The organism is Arthrobacter sp. MMS18-M83, assembly GCF_026683955.1.
GTDB lineage: Bacteria > Actinomycetota > Actinomycetes > Actinomycetales > Micrococcaceae > Arthrobacter.
Genome location: NZ_CP113343.1, coordinates 660,709 through 673,358, shown reverse-complemented (window position 1 = coordinate 673,358; position 12,650 = coordinate 660,709). Strand labels below are relative to the sequence as shown.

At 62.0% G+C, this 12,650-nt stretch carries 12 protein-coding genes; 11 read left to right on the top strand and 1 reads right to left on the bottom strand.

Annotated elements, in window-relative coordinates:
- Positions 1-151: 151 nt before the first annotated feature.
- From ftsZ to dnaE, 9 genes are all read left to right on the top strand, one after another.
- Entirely contained in the window at positions 152-1,381 is a 1,230-nt protein-coding gene (gene ftsZ / locus OW521_RS03190; protein ID WP_268022886.1) for a cell division protein FtsZ, read from the top strand.
- A gap of 38 nt (positions 1,382-1,419) precedes the next feature.
- Positions 1,420-2,115, top strand: coding sequence for a polyphenol oxidase family protein (locus OW521_RS03185; RefSeq protein ID WP_268022884.1), 696 nt, complete (start codon positions 1,420-1,422; stop codon positions 2,113-2,115).
- On the top strand, positions 2,108-2,857 hold the full coding sequence (locus OW521_RS03180) for a YggS family pyridoxal phosphate-dependent enzyme (protein ID WP_268022882.1): 750 nt from the start codon (positions 2,108-2,110) through the stop codon (positions 2,855-2,857). Before OW521_RS03185 ends, OW521_RS03180 begins: the two co-directional genes overlap by 8 nt.
- 88 nt (positions 2,858-2,945) lie before the next feature.
- Positions 2,946-3,476: a cell division protein SepF gene (locus OW521_RS03175; protein WP_268022880.1), complete on the top strand. Its 531-nt coding sequence runs from the start codon at positions 2,946-2,948 to the stop codon at positions 3,474-3,476.
- Between the two features lie 103 nt (positions 3,477-3,579).
- On the top strand, positions 3,580-3,867 hold the full coding sequence (locus OW521_RS03170; protein WP_265979036.1) for a YggT family protein: 288 nt from the start codon (positions 3,580-3,582) through the stop codon (positions 3,865-3,867).
- 168 nt (positions 3,868-4,035) lie between these two features.
- The gene (locus tag OW521_RS03165; RefSeq protein WP_268022878.1) at positions 4,036-4,719 is read left to right on the top strand and encodes a DivIVA domain-containing protein; all 684 of its coding nucleotides are present in this window, start codon (positions 4,036-4,038) and stop codon (positions 4,717-4,719) included.
- A 93-nt stretch (positions 4,720-4,812) separates the two neighbouring features.
- Positions 4,813-5,406, top strand: a complete 594-nt coding sequence (gene lspA / locus OW521_RS03160) for a signal peptidase II (protein WP_268022876.1) — start codon at positions 4,813-4,815, stop codon at positions 5,404-5,406.
- Positions 5,399-6,343: an RluA family pseudouridine synthase gene (locus OW521_RS03155; protein ID WP_268022874.1), complete on the top strand. Its 945-nt coding sequence runs from the start codon at positions 5,399-5,401 to the stop codon at positions 6,341-6,343. Before lspA ends, OW521_RS03155 begins: the two co-directional genes overlap by 8 nt.
- Positions 6,344-6,390: 47 nt before the next feature.
- On the top strand, positions 6,391-9,948 hold the full coding sequence (dnaE, locus tag OW521_RS03150) for a DNA polymerase III subunit alpha (RefSeq protein WP_268022872.1): 3,558 nt from the start codon (positions 6,391-6,393) through the stop codon (positions 9,946-9,948).
- A 45-nt stretch (positions 9,949-9,993) separates the two neighbouring features.
- On the opposite strand, the gene OW521_RS03145 is transcribed toward dnaE, so the two are convergent.
- Positions 9,994-10,494 carry a flavin reductase family protein gene (locus OW521_RS03145; protein ID WP_268022870.1) on the bottom strand — a complete coding sequence of 167 codons (501 nt, stop codon included), beginning with the start codon at positions 10,492-10,494 and terminating at the stop codon, positions 9,994-9,996.
- 117 nt (positions 10,495-10,611) lie between these two features.
- Here OW521_RS03145 and OW521_RS03140 point away from each other — a divergent pair, with 117 nt between their 5' ends.
- Together OW521_RS03140 and hisD are read left to right on the top strand one after the other, a co-directional pair.
- Positions 10,612-11,157 (top strand): hypothetical protein, encoded by a 546-nt coding sequence (locus OW521_RS03140; RefSeq protein ID WP_268022868.1) that lies wholly within the window; start codon positions 10,612-10,614, stop codon positions 11,155-11,157.
- A gap of 9 nt (positions 11,158-11,166) precedes the next feature.
- Complete coding sequence (hisD, locus tag OW521_RS03135) at positions 11,167-12,540, top strand: histidinol dehydrogenase (protein WP_268022866.1); 1,374 nt, start codon at positions 11,167-11,169, stop codon at positions 12,538-12,540.
- Positions 12,541-12,650 lie beyond the last annotated feature (110 nt).

The window sequence follows — 12,650 nt, the reverse complement described above, 5'->3', positions numbered from 1 at the left end:
GAGGCGGTTATTGAATGTCGGATTCATAGCCCATACGGTCACTTAAGAGTTACTTGACATAACTATAACCTTCAACTAGAGGGTTAAGGTCCAAGAATTCAAGTTGGACTCGATCTGTTTCGCTATAGGACACAAGCAAGGGGCACGAAACGTGGCAGCACCGCAGAATTACTTGGCCGTCATCAAGGTCGTCGGCATCGGCGGCGGTGGCGTGAATGCAGTTAACCGAATGATCGAAGTCGGCCTTCGCGGCGTCGAGTTCATCGCCATCAACACCGATGCCCAGGCTCTGCTCATGAGTGACGCGGACGTCAAGCTCGACGTCGGACGCGAACTCACCCGCGGTCTGGGAGCCGGCGCCAACCCCGACGTCGGACGCCAGGCAGCCGAAGACCACGCCGACGAGATCGAAGAAGTTATCCGCGGAGCCGACATGGTCTTCGTCACCGCTGGCGAAGGCGGCGGCACCGGAACCGGCGGCGCCCCCGTCGTGGCCCGGATCGCACGCTCGCTCGGCGCCCTGACCATCGGTGTCGTCACCCGGCCCTTCACCTTTGAAGGCCGCCGACGCGCCGGTTCGGCCGAGGCCGGAATTGACGCCCTGCGCGACGAGGTCGATACCCTCATCGTCATCCCCAACGACCGTCTCCTCTCCATCAGCGACCGTAACGTCTCCGTCCTGGACGCTTTCCGTTCCGCTGACCAAGTACTCCTGTCGGGTGTCCAGGGCATCACGGACCTCATCACCACCCCTGGCCTCATCAACCTCGACTTCGCCGACGTCAAGTCCGTCATGCAGGGTGCAGGTTCGGCCCTCATGGGTATCGGCTCAGCACGCGGTGAAGACCGTGCTGTCAAGGCTGCTGAGCTCGCCATTGCCTCGCCTCTGCTCGAAGCGTCGATCGACGGCGCCCACGGTGTGCTGCTCTCCATCCAGGGCGGCTCTGACCTCGGCTTGTTCGAAATCAACGAAGCTGCGCGGCTTGTCCAGGAAGTGGCCCACCCCGAGGCCAACATCATCTTCGGTGCCGTCATTGACGACGCCCTTGGCGACGAAGCGCGCGTCACGGTCATCGCCGCCGGGTTTGACGACGTCAAGGCCACATCGCCGTCGATGAACCAGTCGGCCCCGCAAGCGGGCCAGCACCAGGCCCCTGCGGCTCCGGAGCGTCCTGCCGCACCTTCAGCTGCCCCGGCCTATGCCGCGCCGCAGCACGTTGCCGCCCGCGTCGGTACTTCAGGCTTGAGCAACTGGGGCCAGCAACGCCACTCTGCCTTGCCGGCGGACTCCGGCTTCGACGTCGACCTCCCGGCCGTCGTCGAACCGGACCTTTCAGGCAGTCGTACCGACGACCTCGACGTTCCGGACTTCCTGAAGTAGGCAGTCCATATCAAGCCGTTCAGGAGAGTTAGTCAATAGTGTTTTGGTGGCGAAAAGAAGTGCGACCGGGAATTTCGGTCGCCTTCACCGATGTCGACGCGGGCAACCTTGCACTGCACGTGGCGGACAATCCTCAAGATGTGATGGCGCGCCGGGCCCGGCTGGAAGCAGCAGCGGGGCTCGGCGAACGGCATTTTCAGTACATGAACCAGGTGCACGGAAAAACCGTCGAATTCATCGATGCGCACGGCGACGGCCCAACGGCTGACGCTATGGTGTCGATGGGACAGCCGCTTGCGGTCATGGTGGCAGATTGTGTCCCCATTGTGTTGTTGGGCGAGGGGCAGAGCAACATGGAACCTGTCTTGGCCGTAGCCCACGCTGGCCGACCCGGCGTTGCAGCGGACCTCGTTTCGGCCACGGTCGCTGAAATGCGAAGCCGTGGTGCGGCGACCATCAGCGCCTGGGTTGGCCCTTCCATCTGCGGCGATTGTTACGAAGTTCCTGAACAGTTGCGCGACGACGTAACGGCGGTCGTGCCTGAAGCCTGGTCCACTACCTCGTGGGGTACGCCCGCGTTGGACCTGCCGGCTGGCGTGCGCGCCCAGTTGGAGGCGCTCGGCGTCGTGGTCGAATACTCGGGGGAGTGCACGCGGGAGACCGCACGGCTTTACTCTTACCGGCGCAGTCAGCAAACCGGGCGCTTTGCAGGTTTGGTGTGGACGCATGAGTGAGACCCTCCCGGCAGCCGGAACCGCCGACGTCGATCCGCGGACAGCCGAACTGCGGAAACGGCTCGCAGCCGTCCGCCGGCGGATTTCGGCTGCAACCGTGGCGGCTGGGCGAAGCGAAGAGCCGCAACTGATAGTCGTGAGCAAGTTCCATCCGGCAGCGGACGTCGCCCGCCTTGCGGCCCTCGGCGTGACCGACGTCGGTGAGAATCGCGATCAAGAAGCGGCTGCGAAGTCCGCGGAGCTTACCGGACTCGCTATGCGTTGGCACTTCATCGGTCAATTGCAAAGCAACAAAGCCAAGTCTGTGGCGAAGTACGCGTTTTCGGTCCAGTCGATTGACCGTCCGCAGCTCGCCGAGGCCCTGGCCAAGGCTATTGCGCGGGAGCAGGAAGAGTCCGACAGGCCGGACCTTGACTGCTACATCCAGGTCAGTCTTGAGGACGACGCCGGAGCCCACCGCGGCGGTGCCGCGCCAGCCGACGTCGAGCGCCTCGCCGAATCGATCGCCATCGCTTTCGGGCTGCGCTTGGCCGGGGTGATGGCCGTTGCCCCCTTGGGCGCGCCTCCCGCGGAAGCATTTGAGAAGCTCGCCGCCATTTCCGCGGATCTGCGGGGACTGCATCCGGAAGCTGTGGGGATCTCAGCCGGGATGAGCCAGGACCTCGAAGCTGCCGTGCAATTCGGTGCGACACACCTGCGAATTGGCTCGGATATTCTCGGTTCGCGTCCGCGGGTGGGGTAGCGTCGAAGTATTGGAAGCGACGGGCCGGGATTTCAGCTATGTCAAGTCATGGGCGGCCCGCCTACTGCAGACACGATAGGAGTCCAGCATGGCTGGCGCACTGCGCAAGACAATGGTTTATCTTGGGCTCGCCGATGGCGATGAACACTACGAGTCTGAGCAGCACGTGCAGCACACGGACGAGGACCGGTCTGTCGACCACAATCGTGATGAGCGCGGCGCCCCTGCACCTGTACGTGAAGTAGTTCGTGAAGTCCCCCCTGTCGCCGAAGAGGAATACCGCGCACCCGTGACACCTATCAAGCGTGCGGCTTCTAGCCGCGAAGACGCCTCCGGACTGAGGCAGATCACCACCGTCCATCCCCGCTCCTACAATGACGCCAAGATCATCGGCGAAAGTTTCCGGGACGGCATCCCCGTGATCATGAACGTCACGGACATGGGGGAAGGAGATGCCAAGCGCCTCGTCGATTTTTCGGCCGGCCTGGTCTTCGGACTCCATGGCAGCATTGAGCGTGTTACCAGCAAGGTTTTCCTGTTGTCGCCGTCGTACGTCGAAGTTCTTGGCGATGACAAAAAGGTCAGCGAAGCACAGGCAACGTTCTTCAACCAGAGCTAGCCCAGTCAACAAAGATGCCAGGCAGAGCGATCTGCCTGGCATCTGTGTTGCAATAGAGGGACTGACCGAGAAAAGTGGCGAACTAGGAGATCTGAGCTAACCCGTGGGCATAGTTTTCGGCCTTTTGTACATTGCATTGCTGCTGTTCCTGGTCACCCTCATCATCAGGCTCGTTTTTGATCTGGTGCAGATGTTCGCGCGGCAGTGGCGCCCCCGTGGCGCTGCCCTGGTGGCCGCGCATGTGGTCTATTCTGTGACTGATCCGCCCTTGAAACGGATTCGTCGGCTGATTCCACCTTTGCAGCTTGGTGGGGTATCCCTTGACCTGGCGTTTTTGATCATGTTTATTGTCGTCAGCATCGCGATGGGTTTCGTCTACACGCTGGCGTAGCTTTTCCGCAGTCCGAGTGTCCGACGATCATTTTTTCTTCGGCACGGGGACTGCAATCCTTCGGTCCAACACGATGGTGTTGAATTGGGGGAATCAGATGATATTTAGGTACCGTAGTTTTGAACGGCCGGAAGGCCTACTGACTAACTAGACCAACGAGGTGACCAGATGGCTTTGACGCCAGAAGACGTTGTCAACAAGCGCTTTCAGCCGACCAAGTTCCGCGAAGGCTACGACCAGGACGAGGTCGACGACTTTCTCGACGAAATCGTCGTCGAGCTGCGGCGTTTGAACCAAGAGAACGACGAGCTCCGCAAGAAGCTCGCCGAAGGCGGAAACCCGGTTCCTGCCAGCGCAGCCGCGGCACCCGTGGTCGAGAAGGTGCCCGCACCGGTTAAGGCCGACAAGGACGCGCAGGCCAAGGCAGAAGCCGAAGCGAAGGCAGCCGATGCCGACAAGAAGAAGGAACCGGCCGTTGCCGCCGCTCCGGCCCCGGCCGCACTTTCCGCCGGCTCTCCCTCCGCCGAGTCTGCAGCTGGCCTGCTGGCCATGGCGCAGCAGATGCATGACAAGCACGTGGCTGACGGCGAGCAGCAGAAGGAAAAGATCATTGCCGAGGCACAGATCGAAGCCTCCAGCCTTGTCAATGACGCTCAGGACAAGTCCCGTAAGATCCTCGGTGCACTCGAGCAGCAGCGCTCCGTTCTCGAACGCAAGGTGGAGCAGCTCCGCGGCTTCGAGCGCGACTACCGCTCCCGCCTGAAGGCCTACATCGAGGGCCAGCTGCGCGACCTGGATGCCCGCGGCTCCGTTGCGGCCCCCGAGGTCGGCGAAGCCGCCGCAGAGGTCTAGCAAGTATTCTGAAAGCCGGTGGCTGGGGATTCCCGGCCACCGGCTTTCGCCTGTTAAGGCGCCCGAAGCCTACGGTTACCGAATGAAAGTACTATGAGCGACGAACAAACAGACGGCACCACGGAGCCGCTCCGCACCAAAATCCACACGTGGCGTCCCGCATTGCTCTGGGTTTTCGCAGGCTTCGCCGTCTTCGCGTACGCCTTCGACCAGCTGACCAAACTCTGGGTCACAAGCACCATGGTGGAAGGCGAACGTATCCCCGCCTTGCCTCCGCTGCTGCATTGGTACTACATCCGCAACTCCGGGGCTGCCTTCTCAATCGGTGAGAATGTTACGTGGGTCTTTACGATCGTCATGGCTGCTGTCTCCGTGGCGATCCTCTTCCAACTGCGTCGATTGGGATCCGCCTGGTGGGCGCTTGCCCTCGGACTGCTTCTGGGTGGGGCGCTCGGAAACCTCACGGACCGGCTCTTCCGCGAACCCTCTTTCGCCATGGGCCACGTGGTGGACTTCATCCAACTGCCCAACTTCGCTATTTTCAACATCGCCGACTCAGCGGTGGTTTCCGGCGTGGTGATCATCTGCCTGCTGACCCTGCGGGGGATCGGCTTGGATGGCTCGCGCCAGCACTCCGCCGGATCCCGCGCTACGACGCCCGAAGGCGGGGAGCCGGGCGATGTCTGAGCAATTCGTTGTTCCCGAAGAACTAGGCGGGGCCAGGGCGGATGCTGGACTGGCGAAACTCATGGATATCTCCCGTTCCGCGGCTGCTTTGCTGATTGCCGAGGGCAACGTGACCGTCTCTGCAAGCACAGTGGGCAAATCGGCTGCAATCGGCAAGTCGGCGAAGCTGCTTGCCGGGTCCGTGCTGGAAGTGACCGTTCCCGAACGCCGGGATCCCTTGGAAGTCGTGGAGGAAGTCGTGGAAGGCCTGAAGATCCTGTTGGACGATGAGGATTTTGTTGTCATCGACAAGCCTGTTGGCGTGGCGGCGCATCCATCGCCGGGGTGGGTCGGGCCCACCGTGGTCGGTGGCCTCGCTGGTGTCGGATACCGGATCTCCACCTCAGGTGCCCCTGAACGGGCCGGCATCGTCCACCGTCTCGACGTCGGAACCTCAGGCGTCATGGTGGTGGCGAAGACAGAACATGCTTACACGGTGCTCAAGAGGGCCTTCAAGGAACGCACAGTGGACAAGGTGTACCACGCCGTCGTCCAAGGCCTGCCGGATCCCTTGGAAGGCACCATCGACGCCCCCATCGGACGCCACCCCGGGCATGATTGGCGGTTTGCGGTCATCGAGGATGGCCGTCCCTCGGTGACGCACTACGAGGTACTCGAAGCGTTTGGCAAGGCGACCCTCGTGGAAATTCACCTTGAGACCGGCAGGACACACCAGATCCGGGTTCATTTCTCGGCCCTGCGGCATCCCTGTGCTGGCGATCTGACCTATGGGGCAGACCCTCGCCTGGCAGCAAACCTGGGACTCACCCGGCAGTGGCTGCACGCGCGCCGCCTCGGTTTCAACCACCCCCGCACTGGCGAATGGGTGGAAGTCACCAGCCAGTACCCGGATGACCTGCAGTACGCGCTGAAGCTTCTCGAAAGCGGCAACGCGTAGCGAGGATTCCAGTCCATCTGCGCGACCCCTGCCGGTAGACTGTCGTGGTGACTTCCAGCAATGACTCGTTCGTCCATCTGCACACCCACACTGAATACTCCATGCTGGATGGTGCGGCCCGTCTTACTGAATTGTTCGATGAGACCGAGCGGCTGGGGATGCCTGCGCTTGCCACCACGGACCATGGATATCTCTTCGGTGCCTTCGATTTCTGGAAGAAGGCCACTGACAAAGGCATCAAGCCGATCATCGGCGTCGAGGCCTATGTCACGCCGGGAACGGCCCGCGGCGACAAAGAGCGCGTCCGTTGGGGCGACGAGAGCCAACGCAAAGATGACGTGTCCGGTGGTGGTTCGTACACCCACATGACGCTGCTGAGCTACAACAACGTCGGCATGCGCAATCTGTTCCGGGCGTCCTCGATTGCTTCCCTCGACTCAGTGTTCGGCAAATGGCCCCGGTTGGACCGCGAACTGCTGAACACCTACTCCGAAGGCCTCATTGCGACCACGGGCTGTCCTTCCGGTGAAGTGCAAACCCGCCTTCGCTTGGGGCAGTACCGTGAGGCCCTCGCGGCGGCTTCGGAGTTCCGCGACATCTTTGGTGCGGAAAACTACTTCTGCGAACTCATGGACCACGGCCTGGACATCGAGCGGCGGGTCACCGGCGACCTGCTGCGCCTGGCCAAGGAGCTGAAGCTTCCGCTCGTGGCCACCAACGACCTCCACTACACCCATGAGCATGACGCCAAGGCCCATGAGGCCTTGTTGGCCATCCAGTCCGGCTCTACCCTGCTGGAGCCCACCTATGACAACGGCGGCTCCCGATTCGCTTTCTCCGGTAGCGGCTACTACTTGAAGTCGCCCCAAGAGATGCGTGAGCTGTTCCGCGATCATCCTGAGGCCTGCGACAACACTTTGTTGATCGCGGAGCGCTGCGAAGTGTCCTTCAACACCGGTGCGAACTACATGCCGCGGTTCCCTTGCCCTCCCGGCGAGGACGAGACGTCCTGGCTGGTCAAGGAAGTAGCCACAGGCCTCGACTACCGCTATCCCAAGGGCGTCCCGGACAAGGTGCGCAAGCAAGCCGACTATGAGCTTGATGTCATCACTTCCATGGGTTTCCCGGGCTACTTCCTGGTGGTGGCGGACTTCATCAACTGGGCGAAGAACAATGGCATCCGGGTGGGCCCGGGCCGTGGTTCCGGAGCGGGCTCCATGGTGGCGTACGCCATGCGTATCACCGACCTCGATCCCCTTGAACACGGCTTGATTTTCGAGCGCTTCCTCAACCCGGACCGTGTGTCCATGCCTGACTTCGACGTCGACTTCGATGATCGCCGCCGCTCCGAGGTCATCGACTATGTCACCCGGAAGTACGGCGACGAGCGCGTGGCCATGATTGTCACCTACGGCACCATCAAAACCAAGCAGGCGCTCAAGGACTCCTCCCGCGTGCTGGGGTACCCGTTCAGCATGGGTGAGCAGCTCACCAAGGCCCTTCCGCCCGCCGTGATGGCCAAGGACATCCCGCTTGCGGACATCCAGAACCCGGAGGCCAAGCGCTATGGCGAGGCCGGGGACTTCCGACAGCTCATCAACACGGACCCCGAGGCCGCCAAGGTCTTCGAGACCGCACTGGGCATCGAAGGACTGAAGCGCCAGTGGGGCGTGCACGCCGCCGGCGTCATCATGTCTTCGGACCCGATTATCGACGTCATTCCTGTCATGCGCCGTATCCAGGACGGCCAGGTCATCACGCAGTTCGATTACCCCACGTCCGAGGGCCTTGGCCTGATTAAGATGGACTTCCTCGGCCTGAGGAACCTGACGATCATTTCCGACGCCTTGGAAAACATCAAGATGAACCGTGGCGTTGACCTTGATTTGGAGAACCTGGCGTTGGACGACGCCGCGTCGTATGACCTCCTTGCGCGCGGTGACACTTTGGGCGTGTTCCAGCTCGACGGCGGGCCCATGCGGTCGCTGCTCAAGCTCATGAAGCCTGACAACTTCGAAGACATCTCCGCTGTCCTGGCCCTCTACCGGCCCGGTCCCATGGGCGCCAACGCCCACACCGACTACGCCCTGCGCAAGAACAAAATCCAGGAAGTCATCCCGATCCACCCGGAGCTCGAGGAACCGCTCGCCGAAATCCTCGGCGGAACGTACGGGCTGATCGTGTACCAGGAGCAGGTCATGGCCGTGGCGCAGAAGCTCGCCGGCTACACGCTGGGCCAGGCCGATATCCTGCGCCGCGCCATGGGCAAGAAGAAGAAATCGGAATTGGACAAGCAGTTCGCCGGCTTCTCCCAGGGCATGCAGGACAACGGATACTCCATGGCCGCCGTCAAGACGCTCTGGGACATCCTTTTGCCGTTCTCCGACTACGCCTTCAACAAGGCGCACTCGGCCGCCTACGGCGTGATCTCGTACTGGACCGCCTACCTCAAGGCGCACTATGCGCCGGAGTATATGGCCGCGCTGCTGACCTCGGTGGGCGACGACAAGGACAAGTCCGCGATCTACCTCAACGAGTGCCGGCGGATGGGCATCACGGTGCTGCCGCCCGACGTCAACGAGTCGGCCCTGAACTTCACCCCTGTCGGCAACGACATCCGCTTCGGCATGGGCGCCATCCGCAACGTTGGCGTGAACGCCGTCGAAGCCATGGTCGCGGCCCGTGAAAAGGAAGGCGCCTACACTTCCTTCAAGGACTACCTCATGAAAGTCCCCGCGGTGGTCTGCAACAAGCGCACCATCGAATCACTGATCAAAGCCGGCGCGTTCGATTCGCTGAACCACCACAGGCGGGCCCTGGCCATGATCCATGAAGAAGCCATCGACTCCGTCATCACGCTCAAGCGGAACGAGGCGATCGGGCAATTCGACCTCTTCGCCGGCTTTGACGAAGCCGAATCCGAGGCGTCCCTGAGCATCGAGATCCCGGATCTGCCGGAATGGGAGAAGAAGGACAAGCTGTCCTTCGAACGGGACATGCTGGGGCTCTACGTGTCTGACCATCCGTTGCAAGGGCTTGAGGGCGTCCTGAGCCAGCATGCGGAGCAGTCGATCACTTCGATCCTGGGAGAAGACGGCCCGCACGACGGCGCTATCGTCACCATTGCGGGCATGATCACTTCGCTCAGCCGCAGGATTGCCAAGGCGAGCGGCAATGCCTACGCGCGGGCGGAGATAGAAGACCTGGGCGCTTCCATCGAGGTCATGTTCTTCGGACAGGTCTATGGTCCTATCGCTTCGGTCCTCGCGGAGGACCTGATTGTCGTCGTCAAGGGCCGCCTGCAGCGGCGCGACGACGGAGCGGTCACCCTGAACTGCATGGAGCTCTCGGTCCCGGACCTGAGCGAAAGCACCAACGGGCCACTGGTCATTACGATGCCCACTTACAAGGCAACCGAAGCTGTGGTCACGGATCTTCGCGATGTCCTCACAACCCACCGGGGGAATTCCGAGGTCAGGCTCCACTTGCAGGGTGATTCAAAAGTCGAAGTGATGGGCCTGCCCGTGCACTTGCGGGTCAATCCCACCCCATCCCTTTTCGGCGATCTCAAGGTCCTTCTCGGTCCAACCTGCTTGGACACCTGATTGCGCGCGACCACCTGAACCGGCCAGCCGGCGACGCTTGGCTACTCAGATTTCGTAGTCGAGCGGGACCGGTTGGCTGTAAGAGCCGGAGTGGTAGAGCAGGGGAGCGTCGTCGTCGCCAACAAGCCCGTCGACAACCTCCACCACCACGATCGCGTTGTTTTCGAAGGACAGGCGCATCTGGATCTTGCCGATCAACCAACCGGCCACGTTCTTCAGGATGGGGACATCGAAGGGTCCAGGTTCCCAGTGATCGCCTTCAAACCGTTCCTGGGTGCGCGCGAAACGGTCGGCAAGCGCTTGGTTCTCAAGGCCCAGCATGTGCAGGCCGATGTACGTGGAATTCGCCACCGCGGGCCAGGAACTGGAACTGCGCGACATGTTGAACGTAAAACGCGGGGGCTCTGCCGACAGTGACGCCACCGACGTCGCGGTGAATCCGAAAGGCTTGCCATTGAAGTCGGCAGTGATGATGGCAACCCCGGCGGCATGCCGGCGGAACATTTGCTTGAAGGTTCCTTCAAAAGCCGATTCTTCCGAAGCCACTTTGCTCGATCTCCTGCATGACGTATTGGTATTAACGCTGGTGGGTTCAGCGTATTCCGCCACCTGCCGGGGTGCTCGCTTGTTGAGCGTCCAGAAACGTTTGTTAATGTTTGTGTCATGACCAAGCCAACATCGAACCTCCTCGAATCCGTCCCCGCGGCGGACACGGACCCGCGAGACCGCAGATGGTGGTTATGGCTCGCCGTGCCGGCCGCCTCGGGCATCGGACTGGGCCTGGCATGGTGGCTGTTGGCTCCGGGCGGACTCAACCTGATTTCCGGAAATTCCGCCCTCGCCGATCCCTCCGCTGCTGCGGGTCGATTTCCGAGGGACTTGGTCTTGGCCGGGCTTCTGCTTCTTGCCGGCTGCTTCACGGCGGTCCTGCTGGACAGCAAGGTACTGATGCCGGGCCAGGGCATGAGGACTTTCCTCGCTGTTCTCGGTGGCTTGGCTGGCGCGCTGGTGGCTTGGCAAGTTGGCCTGCTCGCGGCGCAGTGGTGGGGCCCCCCTTCCAGCGCCGCAACGAGTGGAAGTGAAGGCTTCACCTTGCGGGCAATGGCGGTGCTTTTGCTGTGGCCGGGAGCGACGGCCCTGGTGACTTTTCTCCTGACTCTTTTCGGGCTGATGGGAAAGCAGCCGGAGGCATCGCCCCACGCCCCGTAAAATGATCTGGTGACCATTTCTCCGGAGAATTCTGCCGACACCCCTGCCCAGCCCCTGGACTTCCGTCGTATCGACTTGCGCGGACGGTCGCTGAGCTTGGCGGAACTGCGCGCCGCGGTGCCCCGGGCGGAGCATCAGACCATGGCGGACGCAGAGCAAAAGGTCCTGGATATCATCAGCGCCGTCCGCTCCCGGGGTTTTGAAGCGCTTGGTGAGTTGGCCCTGGCGTTCGACGGCGTGGAACAGTCCCACCCCCGCGTGCCCGCTGCCGCCCTCGCCGCTGCCCTCGAAAACCTGGATCCGGCTGTCCGTGCCGCCCTGGAGGAATCCATCAGCCGTGCCCGTCGTTTCGCCGACGGCCAGCGGCCGGCGAGCGTCCACGTGGAACTGGGGGACGGCGCCGTCGTCAGCCAGAATTGGGTACCCGTGGGCCGGGTGGGACTGTACGTTCCGGGCGGGTTGGCCGTGTACCCGTCCTCCGTGATCATGAACGTCGTTCCGGCGCTGGCTGCCGGAGTCACATCCATCGCATTGGCCTCCCCGCCCCAGAAGGACTTTGGCGGCTTGCCCCACCCAACCATCCTGGCCGCTGCCGCACTGCTGGGAATTGACGAAGTTTATGGCATCGGAGGTGCCCAGGCGATCGCTTCGTTTGCCTTCGGGATCCCGGGAGCCGGCCATGAACAGTCCATCGAACCCGTGGATGTTGTGACGGGCCCCGGCAACATCTTCGTGGCCACCGCCAAGCGTCTGGTCAAAGGCGTCGTGGGGATCGACTCGGAGGCGGGCACCACGGAGATCGCCATCTTGGCTGACGCGTCCGCCCGCCCGGCGCTCGTGGCTGCGGACCTCATCAGCCAGGCTGAGCACGACCCCAAAGCGGCCTCCGTGCTGATCACCGATTCCGAGGAACTCGCCTCGGCCGTGCGGCGGGAACTCGCATTCCAGTCAGGCACCACCAAACACGGCGAACGGGTACGCACAGCATTGTCCGGACCGCAATCAGGCGTGGTGTTGGTTGACGATCTCGAGCAGGGCATTGCGGTCTGCGATGCGTACGCAGCCGAACACTTGGAAATCATGACGGCGGATGCAGCCGCCGTCGCGGCAAGAATCCGCAACGCGGGGGCGATTTTCGTGGGGGACTACAGCCCAGTCAGCCTCGGCGACTACTGTGCAGGCTCCAACCATGTGTTGCCCACGAGTGGTACCGCTGCCTTCTCTTCGGGCCTGAACGTGACAACATTCCTCCGCGCTGTCCAGGTCATCAACTACAACAAGGCTGCCTTGGAGGAGGTCAGCAAGCACATTGTGAGTCTTGCTGATGCCGAGGACCTTCCCGGCCACGGCGACGCGGTCAAGATCCGCTTTGCGGGTGCCTAACCACTACATGTATGGGTAACAACCACTACATATAGTAATTACAGTCTTGTCATTAGCCCTTATGTAGCCGTAAACTGGTGCCGGAAGTCAAACTTCCGGCACCTTTTGCG